We start from the raw sequence: 26,145 nt of genomic DNA on the forward strand, positions 1-26,145 counted from the left end.
TGAAATCTCTTTTACTGTGCGCTTGTTTTGGCCTGGCTTGCCGTTGCTGGTGCATTTGCAGGCATCAGAAACAGAATGAGCGTCGGAACGATGAAGGCTACATAGGCAACAACTTCACTGACGGTCGGTGTCGCGATGTAACCGAAAATGCCGGCAAGAACTGAACCAAGCGTGCTGTCGAGCGGGAGAATATCGCTCATATCGAAAACGACCGTCTGGAAATGGTTCCAGATGCCAGCTTCGTGCAGCGCCATGACCGAATTGGCGAGAATGCCTGCCGCGATGATCAAAATAAAAACGCCGGTCCAGCGGAAGAAACGGCGAAGGTTCAGCTTCAAGCCGCCTTTAAAGATGCCGTAGCCAACTGCCGCAGCTAGCAACACGCCAAGAAGCGCGCCAAGCGGTGCTGCCGCCCCTTCGCTCTGCTGGAAAGCCGCCAGCAGAAAGAACACCGATTCAAGCCCCTCGCGTGCGACAGCAAAGAACACCATCAGAATGAGGCCTAAACCTTTATGTGTCGGTGTCTGAAAAGCTGCATCGATGGAATGATGCAGTTCCGACTTGATAGAACGGGCCGCCTTGCGCATCCAGAACACCATCGAGGTCAACACAAAAACGGCAATCAGACCAATAATGGCTTCAAACAGTTCCTGCGCCTTCTGTGGGAATTCTGCACTCAGAAGCTGCAGAATAGCGCCGACGGCCAACGACATGGCCAATGCCAGCAATATGCCGATCCAGACCACTGGCATCCAGGCACTGCGGCCAGTCTGATGGAGATAACTGGCAATAATGCCAACGATCAGCGCTGCTTCCACGCCTTCGCGGAACATGATTAGAAAAGGTACGAGCATTCCAACTATCCAAAAGACAGAGAAATCGGCCTGTCCCTCGGTCGCTTCTCTTCAAACCCGGCATGAAGCCTTCGCCATTTGGTCATCTTTTTATATCCGCATGGCCAGCGCTGCAAGCTAAATGAAGTTGACCAACGTAGGAATGTTTTAGAATTATTCTAATTATTTCAGGAGCTTATGAGTCCGTTTGTTAGCGAGGAATGATAGTCTGCCAAGTTCAGAGATGATTGCATAAGTCATTGAAAATGCACTGAAGCCATGGCCCAAGCACTTTTAGACAGCAGTTGATTGCGAACTGAAATCAAACCGATCTAGGTTTCAAATCCCTCGGGCAAACCTGCTTTCCCGGCTTGCGACGGATTAAGCCTGACATAGTCAGCTTTCAAATCTTCGGATGTCTTGCGGCTGCCATCATGGCTCCAGCCGGGAGGCGCGATTATATACATCAGGCGCTGTCGCAAGGTGAGACCTGACGAGAATACGTCTTTAAACATACCAACCCATTCGTGAAACGCCACACGCACCGGATTAAATGTGCCGACATTTTTCACGATGCCATAGCGCGGCATATCTTCCGGTAATTCCTCCACGAAAGTGCCGAACATGCGATCCCAGATAATCAGCGTGCCAGCGTAATTTGCATCAAGATAACGCGGATTGGTCGCGTGATGCACGCGGTGATGCGACGGGGTGTTGAAGATGAACTCGATAGGCCTCGGTAGTTTATCTATGGCTTCCGTGTGAATCCAGAATTGATAGATCAGATTGAACCCATAGACGAAGGCGATCACCGCAGGGTGAAATCCGAAGAGTACCATCGGCACTTGCAACACGAACATGCCCGTCATCTGTCCTGTCCACGACTGACGCAGCGCCGTCGTGAGATTATAATGCTGGCTGGAGTGGTGGTTGACGTGTTCCGCCCAGACCCAGCGCACACGATGCGCAATCCGATGATAGCAGTAGTAGCGCAAATCATCGAAGATGAAGGCGACCACAAATACCCACCAGTGCAGGCCGAGATCAAGAAAGCGGAACTGCCAAACCCAAAGCAGCGCTGTCACGGAAACGAAGCCGAGCAGCAAACCCGCTGCAACATTGCCCGCCCCCATCAACAGGCTTGTAAAAGCGTCTCTTGTCTCAAATTCGCCCTTGCGTTGCCAATAGCGGATTGCCACGAGCTCAATCAGAATTCCCAGCACATAAAGCGGGATCGCAACACGCGTCACATCGAAAAATACCGGATTGCTATCCATGTCGGCTCCCCTCCCCAGACAGACCTGAAAGCCAGGATATCACTCTTTCCCGATCCTCAGCATTACTGAAAAGAAACCGCGCTTTGGGCCAGGTAAAATCCTTCATATGCAATATCAATTCAGTATCGCCCTTGTGCTCAAGTGTCAGGACGTCTGCAGCGGTCACGCATCGCGTCAAAAAGCGGTTCCCGACGCTATGGACGAGCCCTGTGGATGCGCCACGCAACAGGAAAAATGCTGTACGATGATCGTCGGTATAACAAATCTCACCGATTTCGATTTCGGGATAATCAAGATGAAAGCGCGCTTTGACACTTTCGTCGTCGGGAAGAATGCTGCGCTTAAGCCCTCCACCCAGAAAATGAATTAACAGAACGCCGAAGCCTATCCCGGCGACAACCATAAGCAGAAGCAGCCGCAAATCCATAAAATCTCCCATTCGCAGCGATGCCAACATGTTCCTGATGACATCCTAGCCACCAGCCAGTGCGAATACATCCCAAAACTTTGCGGGCCGATTTGCTAGTCGCAACCGACTTGGCATTTGCAACGGGAGATTGTTTCGATTTGGAGTACGGCGAAGCCGCCATGGGATACAAATACTGACCAATAAGCCAAAGAACACGGCCGAAATTCGAAAAGTTTCAGAATTTTCCGAAATGGTCAAAAATTTCGTGTTTCAGGGGTTGAAGATTGGAGCAAGGTGATACATATCACAGTCACTTACCGCTGTGCCTCCTCCCATTGCGCGCGGTAAGTGTTCCCCTCTGGAGGTTTGCCCAATGTGGCACCTTCATAACTTAGCCGGACTTCCCAGTCCGGCTCTTTTTTTGCCCAAAATCTGGATAGCGGCTCGTTTCACTAAAAATGTGCAACTTGTGCAACTTGCTGTTTTAAAAACACTAATTCGTAAAAATCAGCTTCACTATATTCGCCCCTCTGCAAATTAACTTATTCTCAGTTAATCAGCCAAATACACTTGGGTGCAACATAGAAAAAAGCGCCGCGTTTCCGCGGCGCTTTCCATCAATAGACCTACATTTTATCTCAGCCGTAGGCTGCTACTGGCGGACACGAGCAGATGAGATTTCTGTCGCCGCCGACATTGTCGACACGGCTGACCGGCGGCCAGTATTTTGCCGTCGCATCGAAATCGCCATTGATCGCGCTTGCCGGGAATACGGCTTCCTCACGCGTGTAAGGATGCGCCCATTCCGTTGCCAGTGTATCGCCTGCCGTGTGCGGTGCATTGGCAAGCGGATTGTCATCTGCTGGCCAAACGCCGTCGGCAACCTTCTTCGCTTCGCCCGCAATGGCGATCATCGCATCGCAGAGACGGTCGATTTCCGACTTCGGCTCAGACTCGGTCGGTTCGATCATCAGCGTTCCGGCGACCGGCCAGGACATGGTCGGTGCATGGAAACCATAGTCGATGAGGCGCTTGGCCACGTCTTCCACGGACACACCTGCGCTGTCCTTCAGAACACGCGTATCGACGATGCACTCATGCGCCACACGATCATGCGCGCCGGTGTAAAGGATCGGATAGGCGTCCTTCAAGCGATGCGCGATGTAGTTGGCATTGAGGATCGCAGCTTCGGTTGCCTTCTTGAGACCTGCGCCGCCCATCATGCGGATATACATCCACGTAATGACCAGAATGGATGCGCTACCAAACGGTGCAGCCGAAACCGCATGCTTGGAACCGATATCCACATGGCCCGGCAGGTAAGGCACCAGATGCTTGGCAACACCAATCGGACCGACGCCCGGACCACCACCGCCGTGCGGGATGCAGAAGGTCTTGTGCAGGTTCATGTGGCAGACATCGGCGCCGATATCGCAAGGGCGCGCAAGGCCGACGAGTGCATTGAGGTTTGCGCCATCGAAATAGACCTGACCGCCATTATCGTGGACGATTTCGCAGAAAGCCTTGATGCCTTCCTCGAACACGCCATAGGTCGACGGATAGGTAATCATGAACGCCGCGAGATTATCGCGATGCTTCTCGGCCTTGGCCTTGAGATCGTCGATATCGATATCGCCATCCGGACGGCAATTGACCACAACAACGCTCATGCCTGCCATCGAAGCACTGGCCGGATTAGTGCCATGTGCAGACGATGGGATAAGGCAGATGTTGCGATGACCTTCGCCGCGTGACTGGTGATAGTGGCGGATGGCCAGGAGACCAGCATATTCGCCCTGACTGCCTGCATTCGGCTGCAACGAAACACCCGCAAAGCCGGTGATTTCGCAAAGCCATGCTTCGACGTCAGCCGTCATCTTCGCATAGCCTTCAGTCTGGGCCGCAGGCGCGAATGGATGCAGGTTTGCAACCGTATTCCAGCTCACCGGCATCATTTCTGCCGCTGCATTGAGCTTCATGGTGCAAGAGCCAAGCGGGATCATCGCACGATCAAGCGCCAGATCCTTGTCGGCCAGACGACGCAGGAAGCGCATCATCTCGGTTTCCGAACGGTGCGAATGGAACACGTCCTGCGTGAGGAAACCTTCGCCGCGCCCCTTGCCGGGAACGAAAGCTTTGTCGCCATCGACCGGCTTGGCACCGAACAGAACGGCGAGTGCTGCAAGATCTTCCTCGGTCGAGGTTTCGTCAAAGGTGACACCAACTGTATCCGCATCAACGATGCGGAGCAGACGACCGCCCTTGTCGGCTTCGTCGGCAATCTTCGCAGCCTTACCGGCAACTTTAATCGTTACCGTATCAAACAGGCTATCACCTGCGATCTCGACACCAGCAGCCTTGAGGCCAGCCGCAAAGCGTGCAGCAAGGCCGGCCACGCGTGTAGCAATAGCCTGCAGTCCTGCCGGGCCATGCCAGATAGCGAAAGATGCCGCCATATTGGCAAGCAGCGCCTGCGCGGTGCAGATGTTCGACGTGGCCTTGTCGCGACGGATATGCTGTTCACGGGTCTGGAGCGCCAGACGATAGGCCGCACGACCATGCGCATCGACCGACTGACCGACGATGCGGCCCGGAATGATGCGGGTCAGAGGCTCAGACACCGCCAGATACGCGGCGTGCGGGCCGCCGAAGCCCATCGGAACGCCATAACGCTGCATGGAGCCTACAGCCATGTCGGCACCCCAGCTGGCAGGCGCTTCCATAATGGTCAACGCCAGCGGATCGGCAACGGCGATGACGAGGGCGCCCTTGGCTTTCGCATCGGCGATGACCTTGCTGAAATCGCCATAGACACCACGCGTATTCGGCCACGGCACGACGATGGCAGCGGTATTGTCATCGACAGTGCTGCCAGTTTCGATCTCCCAGCCGAGCGGTTCGGCGCGGGTGTTGATCACATCGACGGTCTGTGGGTGCAGTTCACCTGCAAGCAGAATACGGCTGCGCTTGTCGCGGTGGTGACGACAAGCAACGCCGATGGCTTCAGCAACTGCAGTCGCTTCATCCAGGAGCGATGCGCAGGCAACCGGCAGACCGGTCAGTTCCGCAACCAGCGTCTGAAAGTGGAAAAGAAGCTCAAGACGACCCTGGCTGATTTCCGACTGGTAAGGCGTATAAGCCGTGTACCAGGCCGGATTCTCAAACAGGTTGCGCTGAATGACGGGTGGCGTTTCCACACCATGATAGCCCGCGCCGATGAAGCTCTTCTTCACCACATTGCGGCCCATGATTTCATTGAGCTCCGCAAGTGCTGCATGTTCGCTCAAAGCGGCTGGCAAATCGAGCGCGCGATTCAAACGAATGGATGCTGGAACCGCCTGGGTGATAAGGGTTTCCATGGAAGGAAGGCCGAGCGCTGCAAGCATTGCGCGCTCGTCTTCCAGTCTTGGCCCGATATGACGGGCAACAAAGGGAAGAACCTGTTGCGTCATCTGTTTATCCTACCAGTTTGTCGTAACCGGCCTTGTCGAGCAGACCGGAGAGCTGGCCTTCGTCGGAAAGCTTCAGCTTGAACAGCCAGCCTTCGCCTTCTGCGGCCTGATTGATAAGGGCTGGATCGCTTGCAACGGCTTCGTTGACTTCGACCACTTCACCATCGACTGGCGCGTAAACGTCGGAAGCAGCCTTGACCGATTCCACAACCACGATGCCTTCGCCCTTGGTGGCCGTGCGGCCGACGTCCGGCAGTTCGACGAAAACGAGGTCACCCAGTTGTTCCTGTGCGTGGATCGTAATGCCGACAGTGGCAACGCCGTTTTCGACGCTGATCCACTCGTGATCTTCGGTGAACAGGATATTGGCCATGGAAATCATCCTTTGCGATAGCGATGCGGAGTGAAGGGAAGCGCCGAAACGTCAACGGGAACCTTGTTGCCGCGAACGTCAGCGAAAACACGTGTGCCGGGGGTAGCGAGGCTTGCCTCGACATAACCCATGGCGACTGGGAAGCCTGCCGATGGACCGAACCCACCGGAAGTAACAGTTCCGATCTGGCGACCGGATTCATCAAAAAGATCGGCTCCGCCGCGAACCGGCTGGCGGCCTTCCGGCTTCAGACCGACGCGCTTGGCAGATGCGCCCTTGGCGATCGCGTCCAGCACGGCTTTTGCGCCGTTGAATGCAGCCTTTTCGCGCACGGCTTTGGTGATTGCCCATGTGAGGCCCGCCGAAACAGGATCCGTTTCCGGCGTGATGTCCTGACCGTGCAGGCAGAGACCGGCTTCAAGGCGCAGACTGTCGCGAGCAGCCAGGCCGATCCATTCGACGCGCTCGTCGGCAAGCAGTTTCATTGCAAGCGCACGGGCTTCATCGGCTGGAACGCCGATCTCGAAACCATCCTCGCCGGTATAGCCCGAACGGGTCATGAACCAGCCAGCCTTGGGTTCAAACCCGCTCATGAAAGCAAGCTCAGCACCCGCCAGCCCGGCATCATTGATGACGGCTTCCGCTTCCGGCCCCTGAAGAGCAAGAAACACACGGTCAAGAGGATTGACCTTAACGTCCTTGCCCGATGCAGCTTCCGTCAAATGCTCGATATCGGCATCGGCATTGCCCGCATTGGCGACAACCATGAAACGGTCTTCGCCAAGACGCGTGACGATCAGATCGTCCAGAACGCCGCCATTATCATTGAGGAAGAAAGTGTACTTCGACTGGCCTTCCTTCAGCACAATCGGGTCAAGCGGACAGGTTTCGGCAAGAAGCGCAGCGGCATCCGCGCCCGAAATCTCGATCAGCTTCATATGAGAAATGTCGAAAAGGCCCGCATGTTCACGCGTATGAAGATGTTCCTTCATGACGCCCAGCGGATAGGTGATCGGCATGTTCCAACCAGCAAAGCCGCCGAAGCGCGCGCCAGCCTGTTCATGCAAATCCTGCAAAGGCAGGGTATTCAAATGTGCGGTATCGCCCATAACAACTCCAGAGTCGCACGTGTGCCTCCGCAAAATGCGGTTGCTTCGTGCCCCTCTGTCTCAGGCCTGAGAGACTCGCATGGCAAGGATGCCATACTTACACCTTCGGCGCAGGGTTTCCCCTGACTTTCCAGAGTTGTCTTACCCGTCTGCGGTTCCTTGTACCTGAGAGATTTCGGGCGATTTCCCCTTCGGCGGCCAATTGGCGCTCTCCCGCAGACAGACAGTGCAAGAACGTCACATGATATGGCGTCCCGACACCCGACGAAACTCCCTTACCCCAATCCGGCGCGCAAGTCATGTAGAATTGTTGTCTCTAACCGACGATTTCCCGGACTTTTGCGACAAAATTTAAAGCGGACAGGAGGTCCGGATTTATACTCTATTATACATGCATATTGCGGCACAGACGAGACCGCGCATTTACCGGCAACTAAATCAGTTGGACGCGCCGCTCTCCACCACATTTTGTGGAGCAGTTTTTCGGCCAGCAAATTTTTAAAGAAGTTTTAACCAGTTAGCTGCCGGAGCAGCCTGAATCCAGCCGATTTGCCTAACAGGGCATCAGATTGTGATCGCATGATGACCAAGCTGCGCAAAAGGCGTGCAACTGACAAGCTTTAACGCATTGCAGCTATGCAAATCTGTCTCTCCAATTCGAAATGCTTCAAGCCTATATGCTGTTTGCAACAAAGAGATAAGATTTTACTAGGTGAGAGAAATGAACCTGATCCGCTCGTACAACAACTGGCGCCGTTACCGTAACACCGTAAACGAACTGAGCCGCCTGAGCCCACGTGAACTGAACGACCTTGGCATCCTGCCTTCGGAAATCCCGTTCGTTGCACGCAAGGCCGCTGCTCGCTAATAGCGCCCCCCCCGGAAGGCATTGGCCTTCTTCAAGGATCGCGAGTCCCCATAACCGCGCGGTCCTACAGTTTCCAGAATATCACCGGGGTGCTTTCTCCTCCTCCCATTTCCTCGGTGATTCAAGACCGGATGTCCTCCTCCCAAGTCCGGTCTTCCCCATAAAACACCCGTCGCCTCCTCCCGCGACGGGTGTTTTCGTTTATGGGCTGTATTTATGCCTCTTGCGAGGCAGGTGTTGCCGCACCGCGTCTGTCGAATGCAATCGAGATTGCAAAGACCGCCAGACCAGATAAGGCAAGCAATGCGCCGACTGTTCCCGTCGACGTCCAGCCATAGCCCCATGCAACCGCAAGACCGCCGAGCCAAGCACCGAGCGCATTGGCGAGATTGAGCGCGGAATGGTTGAGGGCAGCCGCCAGCGTTTGCGCATCCGCCGCTACATCCATCAGACGCGTTTGCAATGCGGGGACGAGTGCAAACCCGCCGCCGACCAGAAGCACGTTCAAGAATGCAGTCACAGGATGCTGCATGAGGACGGGGAATGCCAACATGACGGCCATATCATAGAGCAGCACCAGACCAACAGTTCCCATAACCGAACGATCTGTCAGTCGCGACCCAACTATATTTCCAAGCACCATGCCGAGGCCGAACATCGCGAAGACGAAAGGCATCCATTTCACATCGACATGCGAAACCTCGGTAACTGTTGCCGCGACATAGGTAAAAACGGAAAACAGGCCGCCCGTGCCAATTGCACCAATCCCAAGCGTCAGCCAGACTTGCTTGCGGCGGAATGCTCCCAGTTCGCGCAGGGGTGACGCCCCCTCCTCTGCAGGCTGTTTGGGTACATAGATCGCGACCAGCACCATAGTTAGCATTGCGATCAGGCCAACGGATGCAAACATTGCGCGCCACCCGGCAATCTGGCCGAGAGAGGTCGCAAGCGGCGTCCCGCACAATGTCGCAATGGTCAGTCCCATCATGACCCGTCCTACAGCCTGAGCACGCTTGCCCGGTTCCGCCAAAGATGCGGCGACAAGTGAAGCAACGCCGAAATAAGCTCCGTGAGGAAAACCAGCGACGAACCGCATCATGTAAAGACCGGCATAGTCCTGCATGAATGCGCTTGCGAGATTACCGAAAGCGAATAGCCCCATCAGCAGGAAGAGGAGCTTGCGGCGGTCAAGCTTTGCGCCGATCACTGCAAGCACCGGTGCGCCAATCAGAACACCGAGCGCGTAAGAACTGATGAGATGGCCGCCTTGCGGTATGGTCACCTCAAGATCACGCGCGATATCGGGCAGCAGCGCCATAATGGCGAACTCACCGGTACCTATACCGAAGCCACCGATGGCAAGCGCTAGTTCCGCCAATCGTGCAGACGAACGTAGCGAAGTTTCCGGCGATGAAGCCGAAGGCTGAATTTTGGACATGAATGGGCCTGAAGGGAATGGAGGATGTCGGACAACCCTACCACTCCTTTCAGGCAAAGGCGATACGCATTGCTGCGGCGCTTTGACGGCTCAAAACAAACGATTATCTGGCCGCGACCGCCTCGATTTCGACCTTGAATTCCTCACGTGTGAAACCGGAAACGATCATCAGCGTGGAGGCTGGCGCTGGTTGCGGGAACAGCCTGTCACGAACATCCATATAAGGACGCATATAGGCCCGGTCTGTCACATAGGCGTTGATACGCACGACATCGGAAAGGTCCATACCGCCATCGCGCAAAATACGGCGAATATTCTCGAAGCAGAGTTCAGCCTGAGCGCCTGCGTCTTCCGGCACATTTCCATCCTGCGCGATGCCTAACTGACCGGAACAGAAAATCATTTCAGCACCGGCTTTAACCTTCACGCCATGGCTGTAGGCGGCAAAGGGTGCTGCCATGTCAGCGGGCAGCAGATGTTTCAAACTGTTCATCGTGAATCCTCAAGATTTCGGCGCAGCGGCCAGCATTTCTTTCAGCCGCGCCGCCCCGGCGACAATATCGGCCTCGGTCGGATTAATACCCGCAGCCAGCAGACGGCGCGCGATCATATGGTCTGCCGGACGATTGATGGAATCGACAGCCACAAGCCTGTCACCGGCAAAATGGAAGATGGAAAATGCATTTTCTTCCGGGTTCCCCGAAAGGATATGCCGATCAGCATCGAAGGAAAGTCCTGCCGTCTGCAGCTTCATATCGCCCTGATCGGACCAGAACCAGGCGACTTCCCGAAACGGCGCTTCGCGTCCGACAATGGTGCGCGCCACATGCTTTGCCTGATCGGTCGCGTTTTGTACCGATTCCAGCCGTACCCGGCGACCAGCATGAAAGTGATCGTAGCTCACGCAATCGCCAATGGCGTAGACATGGCTAGCAGAAGTACGCAGGTTCTCGTCGACAATAATCCCATTGTCGATTGCAAGTCCCGCCGTTACTGCAAGCTCCACATTTGGTACCGCACCAGTGCCGATCACGACCATATCCGCCGGGAAAATCGTGCCGTCTGCAGCTTTAACGCCGATAACATGGTTATTTTCCCCCTCGACTGCCGCCACGCCGAGACCGGTTAAAAGTGTGATGTTAGCGACGCGGCTGCGCGCTTCCACATGGGCAGAGATATGCGTTGCAACCGAACGACCCAGCACACGAGGCGCCGCTTCGATCAGAACCGTCTTTTTGCCAAGCGCGATTGCGCTATGGGCCATTTCGAGGCCAATGAAACCGCCACCGATAATGACGACATTCTCGACATTCGGCATTGCCGCTGCGATACGGCGTGCATCGTCCATCCGGCGCAGCGTAAAGACACCTTCGAGCCCGACACCCGGTACATTGGGAATGCGCGCACGTGCGCCGGTCGCGAAGATCAGTTCAGACCAGTTCAACGCGCGCCCATCATCAAGCACGACCGTCTTGTCGGCAATCGATACAGTATCGACGTGATGGCCGAACAGCATCTCGATATTATTGTCACGATAGGTTGCTTCCGGGCGCAACACCAGGCCACCGCCTTCCGGGGCTTTCAGATAGGATTTGGAGAGGGGCGGCTTATGATATGGAATATCGGTTTCGTCGTTGATGAGAACGATTTTGCCTGCATAGCCTTCCTGCCGAAGGCTGATAGCGGCCTGCGAACCGGCATGGCCGGCACCAATGATAATGCATCTGTCGTCCATAGGACCTCCGGAAATTTCCGCGCATCATAAACACGTCACGGCCCGTCGCGTGACCGAATAGCCACGGATTCACACCTTAATTGCACGCAATTCGAATATTTAAAACATTTAGTTTGACCGATCGGTCAGATTGTTTAGTAGGATATGTTTAACGCCCTTGGCCCGAGCGTGTAGGAGTTGCAATCTTGAAACGATATTGGTCCGATTATACGAGCGAGGCATTCTCCCGCCTCGATCGCGAGAAGCTCGTGGCGGTTCTGCCGGTTGGTGCAATTGAGCAGCACGGACCACACCTTCCGCTAGCCGTCGACGCTGCCATCGTTGACGGCATGGTCAAGGAAACCATCGCCCGCCTGCCTGAAACAAGCCATGCGCTTTTCCTGCCGACGCAAGCCATCGGAAAGAGCAATGAGCACAGCCGTTACCCTGGCACTTTGACGTTTTCAGCCGAGACCATCATTCGCATGTGGTGCGAGATCGGCGCTTGCGTGGCAGCAAGCGGTGTCCGCAAAATGGCGCTGCTCAATAGCCATGGCGGCCAGATCAGTGTCATGGATATCGTAGCGCGGGAGCTTCGCATCCGTCACAACATGCTTGTTGTAAGCATCAACTGGTTCGGCCTTGGAATGCCGGAAGGCGTATACAGCGATCACGACCTGAAGCATGGCATTCATGCCGGTGACATGGAAACCTCGGTGATGCTGGAGATGCATCCCGATCTCGTCGATATGTCGAAAGTACAGGATTTCCGGACGCTTACGGAAACTTTTGCAAGTGATTTCCAACATCTTTCGCTGAGCGGCGGCGCCAAGCCGGCCTGGCAGATTCAGGATATCAATCCTTATGGCGCTGCTGGTGATGCGACGCTCGCGACCGCGGAGAAAGGTCGAGCGACCATCGATTTTGCCGCTGAGCGCCTGGTAGAGGTTCTGGCGGAAATTGAACGAGCGCCGCTTTCCTGGCTCGACAACAAACCAGCCTGGTAAGGACAATGAGCGTGGCCCCCAACTCGCAAGCTCCATCCTCCCTGATTGAGATAGACGGCGTCTACAAGCAATATGGTACCGGCGTGATGGCCGTGAGCGACATGTCGCTCAGGATCGAACAAGGCCAGTTCGTCAGCTTTCTCGGCCCCTCTGGCTGCGGCAAGAGCACGGCGTTGCGCATGATCGCCGGCCTGGAATCGATTTCAGCCGGAAACATCCGTATCAACGGCCACGCTCCCGGCAAGGGGCCTATCGGCGCGCAGGATATCGGTTTCGTATTTCAGGAGCCGACGCTGATGCCGTGGGCCAGCGTCTTCGACAATGTTTATTTGCCGTTGCGCCTGTCCGGCATTGCCCGCAAGGAAGCAACTCCGCGCGTCGAAGAAGCATTGGCACAGGTGGGCCTGTCCCGCTTTGCCACGGCATTTCCGAGGGAACTGTCCGGCGGAATGAAAATGCGCGTTTCCATCGCTCGTGCTCTGGTTACGCGTCCGCGTCTTCTGTTGATGGACGAGCCATTTGCGGCGCTGGATGAGATGACGCGCTTCAAGCTTAACAATGACGTTCTGCGACTTTGGCAGGAACACGGTCTAACCGTGATTTTCGTAACCCACAGCGTTTATGAGTCGGTTTATCTGTCCAACCGGGTAGTGGTGATGGCTGCCCGACCGGGCCGCGTTGTGGCCGACATACCGATCATCGGGCCCTACCCGCGTGCCGAAAACTACCGCACGACAGACGCATATGCGAAATATTGCGCCAAGGTTTCCGACGCGCTGACCGCGACGCTTTCTTCTCAAGATATAGACCATTGAGGGCGGGAAGATGAACCAGATGCAAAACGAACTGCCCGTTCTCAATTCCGAACAGGATCGCCTCGCCCGGCGCGAGCGCACTTTGCGCATCATGATGCCGACATTGGCAATCATCATCGCGCTCGGCATATGGGAAGGCCTCGTCCGCTACTATCAGGTACCGCATTACCTGATCCCAGCTCCTTCGCTGGTCGCCGAGACCCTGATCAAGGACGGTCCATCCTTGACGGCATCCATGTGGTTCACCGTCAAGCTAACCCTGATTTCACTTGCCTGTGCCATTATTGGCGGCGTTCTGCTCGGCATGATCTTCGCCCTGTCGCGCCCGATAGAAATGGCGTTTTTTCCCTTTGCCGTTATCCTTCAGGTCACGCCGGTCATCGCTATCGCGCCGCTGATCCTCATCTATGTGCGTGATACTTTTTCAGCCCTGCTGATCTGTGCATGGATCGTGGCGTTCTTCCCGATCCTGTCCAACACCGTGATTGGATTGCGCAGCGCCGACCACAACCTGCGCGATCTTTTCCGGCTCTACCGTGCTTCGCCATGGCAGCGCCTGCGCTATCTGCTGGCGCCAAGCGCATTGCCTTATTTCATGGCGGCGCTGAAAATCGCCGGCGGCCTGTCACTGATCGGCGCAGTTGTCGCTGAGTTTGTTGCCGGTACGGCAGGCCAGAGCACAGGGCTCGCCTCACGCATTCTGGAATCGAGCTTCCGCAACGAAATTCCGCGCATGTTTGCGGCACTTTTCCTCGTGTCGCTGCTCGGCATCGTGATTTTCCTCGTGACAAGCTGGCTGTCGCGCCTTGTCCTCGGACGCTGGCATGAAAGCGAGATCCGTCGTGAGCGCTAGAATGTTGCAAGGGGTGGCCATAGCCGGTCGCACCGGACACTACGACATCCAGATCGAAGGCAATCGTATCGCCTCGCTTGTGCCGTCGCAGGCAAGGGAGGGTGGTTTGGTCACGCCGCTTTTCGCAGATGTCCATGTCCATCTGGACAAGACATTTACGATCCGGCGCATTGCGGAAAATTGCGGCGCCAAGGTGGATTGCCTGTTCGATGCAATCGACCTGATGAACTCTGACCGGAAGAACTGGAGTGAGGCGGATATTCGCGCCCGCGCGACCCAGGGCCTTGAAGCCGCATTTGAACAAGGCGTCGGCGCAATGCGCAGCCATGTTGACTGGACGACACCGGAAGTGCCCACTGCCTGGCCCGTTCTCAACGAACTGCGTCAGGAATGGAAAGACCGTCTCGACCTTCAACTTGCAGCGCTCGTCCATGGCGATCTTGTGCTTGATGCGGGTTCGCAAATCGCGGCCCGCGTTGCAAAAGACGGCGGCGTGTTCGGCGCGTTCTTCTATCGCAATGCGGATCTTGAAGCCAAAATCGAAGAGATGTTCCGTGTTGCCGTGCAGCACGACCTCAACCTCGACTTTCATGTCGATGAAGGGCTGGAGGTAGAAGCGGACGGCTTCTCGCTGATCGTATCGGCAACCAAACGCCATGGCATGGCTGGTCGGGTGCTGTGCGGTCATGCCTGCTCGTTGTCGCTGCGCAGGCCGGACGAACTGCAGCGCATTCTTCATGCTGCCGCAGAAGCAGGCACGGCACTCGTTTCGCTACCCACGACAAACCTCTATCTGCAAGACCGGATCGGCGGAAAGTCTCCGCGCCTGCGCGGTGTTGCACCGTTGAAGGAAGCGCGCGCAGCAGGCATGGATGTCATGTTCGGTTCCGACAATGTCCGCGATGCATTCTATCCCTATGGCGATTACGACCCGCTCGCCATACTTCGTCTCGCAGCGCCGGTTTGCCATGTCGAGCCGCAGGACTGGCTCGACAGCATCACCACCCTGCCCGCCCGCCTTATTGGCAGCGAATACGTGCAGCAACCGCAGGCAGGTGGCGTGGCCAGTTTTGTCTGGCACGACGCAGCAGACCTGAACGATCTCATCAGCCGCCCGCAGGCTCGCCGCGTCGTCTGGCGTAATGGCGTTGCCGTGCCTCAAATCAACGGGAGAGCCACATGAATTCTGCCGCTCCACAGCGCATCTACGACTGGGCCGCATTTCGCGCCGAAATCGACGGAATCCGCATCTACGATGACCCGAAGCAGGTCGAACTGCGCTCTCGGGATTATTTCTGGTACAGCCCCATCCTGACCGAGGATATCGGCCATTATGTCGGCGATCTCGTCGTCATTCCGAAGGATCAGGACGAGGTACGTCGCGTTGCTGCTGCTGCCGCAAAGTTGCGCATTCCGATCACCGTTCGTGGCGGAGGTACCGGCAATTACGGTCAATGCGTTCCGCTCGAAGGCGGCATCATTCTGGACATGACCAAGATCGACCGCATCGTCTCCATCGAACCCGGCAAGGTTCGCGTGGAAGGCGGCGCGCGCATTTCGCGTCTGGACGATGCCGTACGCGAAACCGGTCAGGAACTGTTGATGTATCCGTCGACCCGCCGCATCGCCACGATTGGCGGCTTCTTCTCAGGTGGTTCAGGCGGCATCGGCTCATTGCGTCACGGCATGTTGCGCGACGATGGCAATGTCTATTCGGTCAAGGTTCTGACTGTCGAACCGGAGCCGAAGATTATCGAATTGACCGGACGCGACATTCATAAAGTTCAACATGCCTATGGCACCAACGGCATCATTCTGGAGCTGGAAATCGGTCTTACCAAGGCAACGGACTGGATACATACTGCAGCCTTGTTCGATAGTTACGAGGCAACGCTCAACTTCTGCCTCAAGGCGCTAGAAGGCAATCTCGACTGCTATCTTCTGACCACTGTAGATCGCCGTTTTGCGCGCTTTTACACCAAGTTCGGCGATCTGTTCCCATCCGACAAGGATGCGGTTTTTGCCATGATTGCCCCGGAAGAAATGGCTCGTTTCGAAGCGCTCGCCACTGAATTTGGCGGCAAGATTTCCTTCGCCATGACGCTGGATGAATTGCACAAGAATGGTTTGCAGCCTGCTTATGAGTGCGGCTGGAACCACACAACCTTGCAGGCGCTGAAAGCCGAGGAAGGCTGGACCTATCTGCAGGTCGCCTATCCGCGTCCGTTTGACGTGGATGTAGTGACACGCCAGATCGAGCGCTACGGCGAAACGCAATATATGCATCATGAAATGGCGCGCCTTGAAGGAGAAGTGCAGATTTTCGCGCTTCCGCTTGTTCGCTTTGAAGGCCGTGACGAGATGTACCGCCTGATCAAGGAACTGGAGCAGGTTGACGGTTGCGATATTTACGATCCGCATGCCTACACCATCGAGGATGGCGGCATGAAAGAAATCGACAGTGTCCAGATCGAATTCAAGAAACTGGCAGACCCATATGGCCTGCTCAATCCGGGCAAAACGCGCGGCTGGACCGCTGACATGGCTTTGACTGATTAAAACAAGGGGAACCAAATGAAAAAGACACTGGTTGCGGCGTTGGCCGCACTTTCCATGGGCCTTTCTGCACAGATGGCCTATGCGCTCGACAAGGTGACGCTCGGTACCAACTGGCTCGCACAAGCCGGTCACGGCGGTTTCTATCAGGCTGTCGCAGATGGCACCTATGAAAAATACGGCCTCGATGTGCAAATCGAAATGGGCGGACCGCAGGTCAACAATCGCCCGATGCTTGCTGCAGGTCGTCTCGACTTCCTGCTGACCGGAAACTTGCTACTGTCGTTCAACAATGTCGCCAACGGCGTGCCGACGACGGTTGTTGCCGCGTTCTACCAGAAGGATCCGCAGGCATTGATGGCGCATGAAGGTGCGTACAAGGACTTCAAGGACCTGGCCAATGCCGAAACGATCCTGATTTCGAAGGACGGCCAGTTCTCGTTCTGGCCATGGCTCGTCAAGGATTTCGGCTTCAAGGACGAACAGCTGCGCCCTTATGGCTATAGCCTCGCCCAGTTCCTTAACGACAAGAAAGTCGTGCAGCAGGCCTATGCGACCGCCGAGCCGATCTATGCAGAAAAGGAAGGCGCTAAGGTTACGACCTATCTCCTCGCCGACTACGGTTACAGCACTTACGGCAATACAATCGAAACCCGTCAGGATCTGATCGAAAAGAACCCTGATCTGGTACAGCGCTTCGTCAGCGCTTCCGTGGAAGGCTGGACCAATTTCCTCTACGGCGACCGCAGCAAAGCCTACGAACGGATCCTGAAAGACAATCCGGATATGAGCAAAGAAACGCTCGATGCGGAACTGGAGCGGATCAAGAACCTTCAGCTTATCGACAGTGGCGATACGCTCGAAAAGGGAATTGGGGCAATCTCGATGGATCGCGTCAAGGCGTTCTACGAACTCGCCCGCAAGGCAGGGATTGTCAGCGGCGACGAACTCGACATGAGCAAGGTCGCGACCGATGCCTTCGTAAACAAGGGCGTGGGGCTCGACATCAAGAAAAAGCTGGGGCAATAACCCCTCCTCAATCGCGGCAGGCATGAATGAACAACGGCGACGGGAATGACGACACCGAACTGACCGGACGGGACAAGGTTCTCGGACGCAGGCGGCGCATTCTCGGTGCAATACGGGCTGCCGCAATCGATGAATTTGCCGAAAAAGGCCTTGCGGGGGCATCCACGCAAGGCATTGCGCACCGCGCCGGTCTCACCAAGCCGCAACTGCACTACTATATTTCGAGCAAGGAAGAGCTTTACGAGGATATCATCGTCTACATCCTCGAAGAATGGGAAGACATATTCCTCGGGGCCAGTACCGAAGACGACCCTGCCAAGGTGATCCGCCAATATATCCGCGCCAAGCTCGAATATAGCCAGAAAAGCCCCAAAGCCTCGCGCCTTTTCACCACAGAAATTGCCAATGGCGCACCTTATCTGAGCCGCCATTGGAAAAAGCACGTCGCAGCGACCCATAATGCAGTGAAACTCATCCAGTCGTGGGTGGATGATGGTCGGATCAAACCTGTCGATCCCCTACTATTTCAGATGCATATCTGGGCCGTCACCCAGCATTATGCCGACTTTGAAACGCAGGTTCGCAGCATGATGGAACTCGACAAGGACGAACCGCTCGATCTCGAAAGGATCGAGAAAGAGGTTTCGGCGCTGTTTCTACGGGCCTGTGGGTTGGAATAAAACGCGTACCGACAACCCTTTCAGCGTAATCCTTCAAGTTCCGCGATGCGGGCGGCACTGTCTTTTTCAAGCATTCTGGTCATTTCGCGAATGACCGTTTCCGCCAGCACAAAGAGCGCTGCCGAAGAATCCCAGGCTGACGGTACGGCCGTGCGTCCCGCCAGAACATGGCGCGCCACGCGTGCAATCGGTGAAAGCCACTGGTCGGTCACGAGGATGACTTCCACGCCTCGTGACCTTGCCGTCTCAGCCAGTTTCAAAAGACTGTCCTGATAACGACGAATATCGAAAACCACCAGAACATCGCGCTTTCCCATATCGAGAAGACGGTCACGCCACACGCTCTCCTGTCCGCCCAAGTGAAAGACATGCGGGCGAATGACCGTCATATGCGCCGCCATATATTGCGCAATGGGGTCAGTGAAGCGCCCGCCAATCAGATAGACATTGCCCTTGGCGTCACTCAAAGCCGACACGGCCTGCCGCAACTGCTTTGCACCCAAATGCCGGAAACTTTCACGAATATTCTCAAGCGTATGTTCCACCGCCGGATAGGCTGTGTCTCGCCCGGTTCCCGGCTGTTCGTTGCGGTGGTGCGGTGATTGCAGTTGAGCCGCGAGTTCATCCTGCAAGCGCGCTTGAAAATCAGGATAGCTCTGAAACCCGAGCCTGTTCACAAAGCGCAATATCGTTGGGGAGCTGACACCGGCCAAGCCGGAAAACTCCGCGACAGTTTTTAGTCCCAGCATCGGGTAATTGGCGATCAGCGTCTGGGCGGCACTACGCTCGCCCGCTGGCATCGTATCGATCCGTTCATTGATCAGTTCCGCAACGCTTGCATGCACCGGCACAGCACTTCCCGTTCCTGAACGCCCTTTTTGAATTTGGGCGAAATTGTGTTTGACAAATAATCATAGGACGTATCAAATAATCCGCAATAGCGCATAATTGGAAAAAACGTAACATAAGTTACAGCGCGGGGAACAAACAGAATGACGGACGAGCGAGAACATCGCACGGCTTCGTGCGAGCCTGTTTCTGTCTTCAACAAGGATGGGGAAAGTCCCTATCTTCTTGTCTGCGAGCACGCATCCAACTTCATTCCCGAGACTTTCGAGGGGCTCGGTCTGGGGGGAGATGCCTTGCAGGCACATATCGCGTGGGATCCAGGCGCAGTGGAAGTTGCAAGGCATCTCGCCTCGTCCCTTCACGCGCCGCTCGTCGAAAGCCAGCTTTCGCGACTGCTGATCGATTGCAATCGTCCACTCGACGCTCACGACCTCATTCCGGAAATCAGCGAGACGACCGTGGTTCCCGGAAATCACGTGCTCAATTCCATGGAACGTCTGGCACGTATCGATCTTTCACATCGGCCATTCCACACTGCTGTCGAACACGTGATTGCAGAGCGTGCGCGACGAGGACAGGCATCGTGGATCGTGACGATCCACTCCTTCACGCCCATCTATCGCGACGTCCCCCGTCCCTGGCCGATCGGCATCATCCACGACGAAGATGACCGGATCGGCAAGCCGTTGATCGCCGCACTGAGGAAAGATCCAGCGCTCAATGTCGGCGTCAACGAACCCTATTCACCAGCCGATCGCGTCTATTACACGCTGGAGCGGCACGCGCGTCCGCGCAACGCGCCCTGCGTGATGATCGAACTTCGCAACAATGAGATTGCCGATGGTCCGGCACAGATTGCCTGGGCCGAAAAACTCGCAACGATATTGAGGGACATTGCGAAAGCAATTGACCCTCGCAACACAGAACAGAAAGCCTGAAGGAGCGGGAAATGCCGAAGCCGATCAGACTGTTCGTCAAATATGTTGATGCAGTGAATTACTATGTCGGGCGCTTCGCGATGTATCTCTTCTTCGTGCTCGGCGCCTGCCTTCTATATTCGACTTTTTCGCGTGTTGTTCTCGGCGTACCGGTCAACTGGGTATTGGAAATGTCCCAGTTTCTGCTCTCGGCCTACTATCTGCTCGGTGGAGCATACGCCATGCAACAGGGCGCACATGTGCGCATGGACCTGTTCTTTGACCGTCTTTCACCGCGCAGGAAAATGATCACCGACATGATCACCATCCTGTTCATCATCTTCTATCTCGGTGTGATGGTCGCCGGTGGCATTTCATCGACCAACTACGCCATCGTTTACAGCCAGAAGAACTATACCGCCTGGGCGCCGCTTCTCTGGCCGATCAAGCTCATCATGACTGTCGGTATTCTCCTGCTGCTGCTGCAGTGCGTCTCCAATTTCTTCAAGGACTGGGCCTCCCTGCGTGGACAGCCGATCAGCACCATCGCGGGTCCTGCCATTGAGGAAGGGCATCACATATGAGTTCGGAATTCATAACGCTCTTCATGTTTGCAACCATGATGGTGCTGCTCATGACCGGGCAGCGCGTATTCGGCGTGATCGGTTTTGTCGGCTCGCTCGCCGCTCTCCTGCTTTGGGGCAAAGGCTCGTTCGAGATGCCGTATAATGCCACCTTTGCGGTGCTGAACTGGTATCCGCTTATCACTGTGCCCTTCTTCGTCTTCATGGGCTACATGCTCTCGGAATCGGGCATTGCCAGCAATCTCTACCGCATGTTCCACGTGTGGTTCGGCGGCATTCGCGGCGGTCTGGCACTGGGTACGATCGGCCTGATGGTCATTATTTCCTGCATGAACGGCCTGAGCGTTGCAGGCATGGCAATCGGCGCTACCGTCGCACTGCCAGAGCTTCTCAAGCGTGGCTATAACAAGGTTATGGTAACGGGCGTCATTCAGGCTGGCAGTTCACTTGGTATCCTTATTCCGCCAAGCGTCGTGCTGGTACTTTATGCGATGATTGCCCGGCAGCCGGTATTGCAGCTCTGGCTCGCAGGGATTGGTCCCGGCCTTCTCATGGCCGCGCTCTTTGCGATCTATATCTACATACGCTGCCGCCTCCAGCCCGAGCTCGGACCGACTTTGCCACAAGAAGAACTGGACAGGATCACATGGCACGACCGCTTCGTCGCGCTGCGCGCAGGCATTCTGCCACTCGTGGTCTTCGGCGCGATGATGGGCCTGTTCCTCACCGGCGTTACCAGCCTTGTTGAAAGCTCGGCCGTCGGCGCATTGCTTGCAACGCTTGCCGCGCTTTTCACTGGACGCCTCAACAAGATTGTCTGGGAAACCACGTCACGGAACAGTCTCACCGTCACCTGCATGTTCCTCTGGATCATTCTGGCTGCACTCTGCTTTTCATCGGTCTATGATGGCCTCGGAGCGGTGAAAGCCATTGAAAGCGTGTTGCTGAACACCTTCGATCTGTCGCCCTGGACAATCCTGATACTGATGCTGTTTTCGTTCATCATATTGGGCATGTTCCTCGATGACACGGCAATGCTGGTCATCGTGGCACCGCTTTACATACCGCTGGTCAAGAGCCTCGGCTTCAACGCCATCTGGTTCGGTGTGCTCTACACGATCACCTGCCAGATCGCATATATCACGCCGCCTTTCGGGTACAATCTCTTCATGATGCGGGCCTTGGCCCCGAAGGAAGTCACGCTGATAGACATCTATCGTTCAATCGTACCGTTCTTCTTCCTCATGGTGCTGACCATCATTCTTCTGATGATCTTTCCGCAGATCGCGATGTGGTTGCCCAACTGGTACACCGGACGATGACGATAATTACGGGAGAATGCGCATAAGCCGGTGACAAGAGCCAGAACGGCTAGACCGGAACACATAAAGGGTGAACTCAAACAAGAGTGGGAGAATGGGCATGAGTGAGAATAGCAAGCTTAACAAACGCGATTTTCTCAAGAAAGCCGGGCTGACGACCGTTGGCGCGCTGGGTGCAAGCACGCTTGCAACGCCATATGTGAGGGCGCAGAGCCCGATCAAATGGCGGCTCCAGACCTATGCAGGTCCGGCACTTGCAGAGCACGTCATCAAGCCGTCTATCGACGCCTTCAACAAGGCTGCCAATGGCGAGATGGTGATCGAACTTTATACTGCCGACCAGCTTGTGCCGCAGGGTGAGCTGTTCCGCGCGGTTCAGTCCGGCACAATCGACGCCGCGCAAAGTGATGACGACTCGATGGCGTCACCAGTCGATGTCGCGGTGTTTGGGGCTTATTTCCCCTTTGCATCGCGCTACAGCCTCGATGTGCCTGCCCTGTTCAACTGGTACGGACTCAATGAAATCTGGGAGGAAGCCTATAAGGAAATTCCGGGCGTCACATGGCTCAGCGCCGGTTCCTGGGACCCGTGCAATTTCGTAACCACCAAGCCGATCCGCAGCGTTGCTGACCTAAAGGGACTTCGGGTCTTCACATTCCCGACCGGTGGCCGCTTCCTGACCAAATTCGGCGTCGTGCCTGTCACGCTGCCGTGGGAAGATATTGAAGTCGCTATCCAGACTGGCGAACTCGACGGCGTTGCATGGTGTGGCGCGACCGAGGCCTATACGGTTGGCTGGGCCGACATCAACAAGTACTATCTGACCAACAATATCAACGGCGCATGGGCCGGTTCCTATTTCGCGAATACCGAGAAATGGGACGCCGTGCCGGATCACCTGAAGACGCTCTTCAAGCTGGCAATGGACTCATCGCATTATTATCGCCAGCATTGGTACTGGTGGGGCGAAGCTCACTATCGCACCACCGGTGGGAAGCTGGAACTGACAACTATTCCGGAATCGGAATGGAAGCAGATCGAGGACGCTGCTGAACAGTTCTGGGATGAAATCGCAACCAAGAGCGAGAGAAATGCGAAGGTTGTCGCAATTCTGAAAAAATATCAGGAAACCATGCGAGGTGCGGGCGCACCTTACCGTTATGCCTAAGGATTTTGGACGCGGCACACTGTGCCGCGTCCATCACTTTTTTCCGTTCTGGAGCGAGCATAAATGGCCGGACAATTGACTTTCGATGCATTGAAAAAAGCCGTTGCGAATGATGAAATCGATACGGTTCTTGCATGTTTTGTGGACATGCAGGGACGCTTGATCGGCAAACGCTTCTACGGGCAGTTTTTCGTGGAATCTGGTTACGACGAGACCCACGGCTGCAATTATCTTCTTGCCGACGATATCGATATGGAGCCGGTGCCGGGCTATGAGGCCGCCGGATGGGACAAGGGCTATGGTGATTTTGTCATCAAGCCGGATCTTTCGACCTTGCGCGTCGCCACATGGCTGGAAAAGACCGCCATCGTGCTTTGCGACGTGCTCGATCATCACGACCATCAGGATCTGGCGCATTCCCCGCGTGCTATCCTCAAGAAACAGCTCGCGCGCCTGCACGAGCGCGGCTATCGCGCCTATTTCGCGTCTGAGCTTGAGTTCTATCTTTTTGACGAGACCTATAAGACAGCCCGCGCAAAGCACTGGCAGGATATGGAAACGGCATCTCCTTACGTGCAGGATTATGTCATCCACCTGACCACCAAGGAGGAACCGGTTCTACGCGCAATGCGCAACCAGCTCGCGGCAGCGGGAATTCCGGTCGAAAACTCCAAGGGCGAATGGGGTCCGGGACAGGAAGAACTGAATGTGCGCTATGCCGAAGCGCTCGAAATGGCAGACCGCCATGTCATCATGAAGAATGCGATGAAGGAAATCGCCGAAGCACACGGCAAATGCATCACCTTCATGGCCAAGTATGATTACGGCAAGGCTGGAAGCTCCAGCCACGTGCATAATTCCATCTGGAGCGCCGATGGCAAGGAACCGCTCTTCTTTGATCCGAAAGCCCCATACACTATGACGCCGCTCATGCGTTCCTGGGTGGCCGGACAGCTCAAATACGCCACCGACTACACCTATTTCCTGGCGCCTTACATCAATTCCTACAAGCGCTTTCAGGCAGGCACTTTTGCGCCGACGAAAATCATGTGGAGCCAGGATAACCGCACTGCAGGTTTCCGCCTTTGCGGCGAAGGTACGAAAGGCATCCGCATCGAATGCCGCATCGGTGGTGCTGATCTCAATCCATATCTGGCCTTTGCAGCGCTTATCGCATCGGGCTTGCAAGGCATAGATGAACAACTGGAACTTGATGAGCCCTTTGTCGGCGATGCCTATAGTGCGGTCAAACTCAAGGAAATTCCTTACACGCTCCGGGAGGCCGCACAGGCGCTCAAGAACTCGTCGTTTCTCAAGGAAGCTTTTGGGGACGCTGTGGTCAACCACTATGTCCACACCGCCCATTGGGAGCAGATCGAATACGACCGGCGCGTGACCGACTGGGAACTACATCGCGGTTTCGAGCGCTATTGACCCGCGTGACCGGTCCCGAAATGAATAACGCAATGCCAGACTTCAGAGGAAACTGCAGATGAGCGGCACGGCCAAGATCATCTCTCCGATAGACAGCTCGGTATATGCCGAGCGTCCTTTTTTAAATGAGGCTGCAATCGCCTCGACGGTGGCGGCAGCGCGCGCTGCGCAAACAGGCTGGGCTCAGTTGAGTACTGCTGAGCGCGCGCGCTATTGCCGGGCCGCACTGGATGCGCTTGCCGGGATGCAGGAAGAGATTATCCCTGAAATCGCATGGCAGATGGGGCGCCCGACCCGTTACGGCGGGGAGAATGGCGGCGTGCAGGAACGCGGCCAATATATGATCGATATCGCCGAAGAGGCGCTGAAACCTTATGTGCCCACACAGAAGGATGGTTTCCGTCGGTATGTGAAGCACGTGCCGCTTGGCGTGGTTCTGGTGATTGCACCGTGGAACTATCCCTATCTCACCGCCGTCAACACAATCATTCCCGCACTTATGGCCGGGAACACTGTGATCCTCAAACATGCCACGCAGACGCTTCTGGCTGGTGAACGCTTTGCAAAAGCGTTTGAGAAGGCCGGGCTGCCCAAGGGTGTATTCCAGAATATCGTTCTCGATCACGCATCGACGGAAAAGTTGCTTGCATCCGGCACAATTGACCACGTGAATTTCACCGGCTCGGTTGGCGGGGGGCGCGCCATCGAAAAGGCTGCTGCAGGCACATTCATGACACTCGGGCTGGAGCTTGGCGGCAAGGACCCGGCCTATGTGCTTCCTGATGTCAATCTGGACCATGCCGTCGCCAATCTGGTCGATGGTGCTTTTTTCAATTCCGGCCAGTGCTGCTGCGGGATCGAGCGCATCTATGTTCATGAAGCAGTCTATGACCGCTTCGTCGATGGTTTCATCGACCTGACGAAGCAATATGTCGTCGGCAATCCGCTGGATAACTCAACGACGCTTGGACCAATGGCGCAGGCGCGCTTTGCCGATCTCATCCGCGAGCAGAAGGCGGAAGCGTTGCGCAAGGGTGCGAAGACCCACGTCAATATGAGCGTCGAGAATGATCGCGCGGGCTCTCCCTATGTCGCGCCGGAAGTGCTCACCAATGTCGACCACCAGATGAGCGTCATGCGTGAAGAAAGCTTCGGCCCCATCGTCGGCATCATGAAAGTACGCAATGACGAGGAAGCTCTCGCGCTCATGAATGACAGCATCTACGGCCTTACAGCTTCGCTCTGGACAGCAGATACGGACCACGCTGCCGCTCTCGGTGACCGCATCGAAACGGGCACGGTTTTCATGAACCGCTGCGATTATCTCGACCCCGCACTTGTCTGGACCGGGGTCAAAGACACTGGCAAGGGTGCTGCCCTGTCACCCATCGGCTACGGCAATCTCACGCGACCGAAATCCTTCCACCTGCGTGAGAAAATCTGATCTGAATTGAATTT

The 26,145-nt window shown here is 55.7% G+C and carries 24 protein-coding genes and 1 riboswitch; of the genes, 14 read left to right on the top strand and 10 right to left on the bottom strand.

Annotated elements, in window-relative coordinates; all coding sequences use genetic code 11:
• Window positions 1-11 precede the first annotated feature (11 nt).
• From efeU to gcvT, 6 genes are all read right to left on the bottom strand, one after another.
• Window positions 12-854, bottom strand: coding sequence for an iron uptake transporter permease EfeU (efeU, locus tag OANT_RS19915; RefSeq protein ID WP_012093213.1), 843 nt, complete (start codon window positions 852-854; stop codon window positions 12-14).
• A 311-nt stretch (window positions 855-1,165) separates the two neighbouring features.
• A complete protein-coding gene (locus tag OANT_RS19920; protein WP_012093214.1) occupies window positions 1,166-2,110 on the bottom strand; it encodes a sterol desaturase family protein in 945 nt (314 codons plus the stop codon).
• The gene (locus OANT_RS19925) at window positions 2,103-2,567 is read right to left on the bottom strand and encodes a hypothetical protein (protein WP_012093215.1); all 465 of its coding nucleotides are present in this window, start codon (window positions 2,565-2,567) and stop codon (window positions 2,103-2,105) included. The genes OANT_RS19920 and OANT_RS19925 overlap by 8 nt, the downstream gene beginning before the upstream one ends.
• 590 nt (window positions 2,568-3,157) lie before the next feature.
• Window positions 3,158-5,971: an aminomethyl-transferring glycine dehydrogenase gene (gene gcvP / locus OANT_RS19930; RefSeq protein ID WP_012093216.1), complete on the bottom strand. Its 2,814-nt coding sequence runs from the start codon at window positions 5,969-5,971 to the stop codon at window positions 3,158-3,160.
• 4 nt (window positions 5,972-5,975) lie between these two features.
• Window positions 5,976-6,344, bottom strand: a complete 369-nt coding sequence (gcvH, locus tag OANT_RS19935) for a glycine cleavage system protein GcvH (protein ID WP_010659049.1) — start codon at window positions 6,342-6,344, stop codon at window positions 5,976-5,978.
• 5 nt (window positions 6,345-6,349) lie between these two features.
• Window positions 6,350-7,453: a glycine cleavage system aminomethyltransferase GcvT gene (gene gcvT / locus OANT_RS19940; protein ID WP_012093217.1), complete on the bottom strand. Its 1,104-nt coding sequence runs from the start codon at window positions 7,451-7,453 to the stop codon at window positions 6,350-6,352.
• Between the two features lie 142 nt (window positions 7,454-7,595).
• A riboswitch (glycine riboswitch) is annotated at window positions 7,596-7,679 on the bottom strand.
• Between the two features lie 495 nt (window positions 7,680-8,174).
• On the opposite strand from gcvT, the gene OANT_RS25860 reads away from it, so the two are divergent.
• Window positions 8,175-8,321 (top strand): DUF1127 domain-containing protein, encoded by a 147-nt coding sequence (locus OANT_RS25860; protein WP_002965914.1) that lies wholly within the window; start codon window positions 8,175-8,177, stop codon window positions 8,319-8,321.
• Between the two features lie 214 nt (window positions 8,322-8,535).
• On the opposite strand, the gene OANT_RS19945 is transcribed toward OANT_RS25860, so the two are convergent.
• The 3 genes from OANT_RS19945 to OANT_RS19955 all read right to left on the bottom strand — a co-directional run bounded on the left by OANT_RS19945 (window position 8,536) and on the right by OANT_RS19955 (window position 11,494).
• The gene (locus tag OANT_RS19945; RefSeq protein WP_012093218.1) at window positions 8,536-9,759 is read right to left on the bottom strand and encodes an MFS transporter; all 1,224 of its coding nucleotides are present in this window, start codon (window positions 9,757-9,759) and stop codon (window positions 8,536-8,538) included.
• Between the two features lie 103 nt (window positions 9,760-9,862).
• On the bottom strand, window positions 9,863-10,252 hold the full coding sequence (locus OANT_RS19950; protein ID WP_012093219.1) for a RidA family protein: 390 nt from the start codon (window positions 10,250-10,252) through the stop codon (window positions 9,863-9,865).
• Window positions 10,253-10,261: 9 nt separating this feature from the next.
• Window positions 10,262-11,494, bottom strand: a complete 1,233-nt coding sequence (locus OANT_RS19955) for an NAD(P)/FAD-dependent oxidoreductase (RefSeq protein WP_012093220.1) — start codon at window positions 11,492-11,494, stop codon at window positions 10,262-10,264.
• Window positions 11,495-11,679: 185 nt separating this feature from the next.
• Between OANT_RS19955 and OANT_RS19960 the strand changes: the two genes are divergently transcribed.
• The 7 genes from OANT_RS19960 to OANT_RS19990 are packed head-to-tail and all read left to right on the top strand — an operon-like array spanning window position 11,680 to window position 18,413.
• Entirely contained in the window at window positions 11,680-12,480 is an 801-nt protein-coding gene (locus OANT_RS19960; protein ID WP_012093221.1) for a creatininase family protein, read from the top strand.
• Window positions 12,481-12,485: 5 nt separating this feature from the next.
• The gene (locus tag OANT_RS19965; protein ID WP_040128660.1) at window positions 12,486-13,295 is read left to right on the top strand and encodes an ABC transporter ATP-binding protein; all 810 of its coding nucleotides are present in this window, start codon (window positions 12,486-12,488) and stop codon (window positions 13,293-13,295) included.
• Between the two features lie 10 nt (window positions 13,296-13,305).
• On the top strand, window positions 13,306-14,148 hold the full coding sequence (locus OANT_RS19970) for an ABC transporter permease (RefSeq protein ID WP_012093224.1): 843 nt from the start codon (window positions 13,306-13,308) through the stop codon (window positions 14,146-14,148).
• Complete coding sequence (locus OANT_RS19975) at window positions 14,120-15,331, top strand: amidohydrolase family protein (RefSeq protein WP_231771551.1); 1,212 nt, start codon at window positions 14,120-14,122, stop codon at window positions 15,329-15,331. The genes OANT_RS19970 and OANT_RS19975 overlap by 29 nt, the downstream gene beginning before the upstream one ends.
• The gene (locus tag OANT_RS19980) at window positions 15,328-16,707 is read left to right on the top strand and encodes an FAD-binding oxidoreductase (protein ID WP_012093226.1); all 1,380 of its coding nucleotides are present in this window, start codon (window positions 15,328-15,330) and stop codon (window positions 16,705-16,707) included. The genes OANT_RS19975 and OANT_RS19980 overlap by 4 nt, the downstream gene beginning before the upstream one ends.
• A gap of 15 nt (window positions 16,708-16,722) precedes the next feature.
• A complete protein-coding gene (locus OANT_RS19985) occupies window positions 16,723-17,733 on the top strand; it encodes an ABC transporter substrate-binding protein (protein WP_012093227.1) in 1,011 nt (336 codons plus the stop codon).
• A 26-nt stretch (window positions 17,734-17,759) separates the two neighbouring features.
• Window positions 17,760-18,413, top strand: coding sequence for a TetR family transcriptional regulator C-terminal domain-containing protein (locus OANT_RS19990; RefSeq protein WP_012093229.1), 654 nt, complete (start codon window positions 17,760-17,762; stop codon window positions 18,411-18,413).
• A gap of 20 nt (window positions 18,414-18,433) precedes the next feature.
• Here the strand turns inward: OANT_RS19990 and OANT_RS19995 are convergent, their stop codons facing one another.
• Complete coding sequence (locus OANT_RS19995; RefSeq protein ID WP_231771610.1) at window positions 18,434-19,213, bottom strand: MurR/RpiR family transcriptional regulator; 780 nt, start codon at window positions 19,211-19,213, stop codon at window positions 18,434-18,436.
• Between the two features lie 192 nt (window positions 19,214-19,405).
• Between OANT_RS19995 and OANT_RS20000 the strand changes: the two genes are divergently transcribed.
• The 6 genes from OANT_RS20000 to OANT_RS20025 all read left to right on the top strand — a co-directional run bounded on the left by OANT_RS20000 (window position 19,406) and on the right by OANT_RS20025 (window position 26,131).
• Entirely contained in the window at window positions 19,406-20,200 is a 795-nt protein-coding gene (locus tag OANT_RS20000) for an N-formylglutamate amidohydrolase (RefSeq protein ID WP_012093232.1), read from the top strand.
• An 11-nt stretch (window positions 20,201-20,211) separates the two neighbouring features.
• The gene (locus tag OANT_RS20005) at window positions 20,212-20,763 is read left to right on the top strand and encodes a TRAP transporter small permease subunit (RefSeq protein ID WP_010659063.1); all 552 of its coding nucleotides are present in this window, start codon (window positions 20,212-20,214) and stop codon (window positions 20,761-20,763) included.
• On the top strand, window positions 20,760-22,085 hold the full coding sequence (locus tag OANT_RS20010) for a TRAP transporter large permease (protein WP_012093234.1): 1,326 nt from the start codon (window positions 20,760-20,762) through the stop codon (window positions 22,083-22,085). Before OANT_RS20005 ends, OANT_RS20010 begins: the two co-directional genes overlap by 4 nt.
• Before the next feature lie 100 nt (window positions 22,086-22,185).
• Window positions 22,186-23,253, top strand: coding sequence for a TRAP transporter substrate-binding protein (locus OANT_RS20015; protein ID WP_012093235.1), 1,068 nt, complete (start codon window positions 22,186-22,188; stop codon window positions 23,251-23,253).
• A 63-nt stretch (window positions 23,254-23,316) separates the two neighbouring features.
• Window positions 23,317-24,687, top strand: coding sequence for a glutamine synthetase family protein (locus OANT_RS20020; protein WP_012093237.1), 1,371 nt, complete (start codon window positions 23,317-23,319; stop codon window positions 24,685-24,687).
• 58 nt (window positions 24,688-24,745) lie between these two features.
• Window positions 24,746-26,131, top strand: a complete 1,386-nt coding sequence (locus tag OANT_RS20025; protein ID WP_012093238.1) for an aldehyde dehydrogenase family protein — start codon at window positions 24,746-24,748, stop codon at window positions 26,129-26,131.
• Window positions 26,132-26,145 lie beyond the last annotated feature (14 nt).

This window comes from Brucella anthropi ATCC 49188 (assembly GCF_000017405.1).
GTDB classification, from domain to species: domain Bacteria; phylum Pseudomonadota; class Alphaproteobacteria; order Rhizobiales; family Rhizobiaceae; genus Brucella; species Brucella anthropi.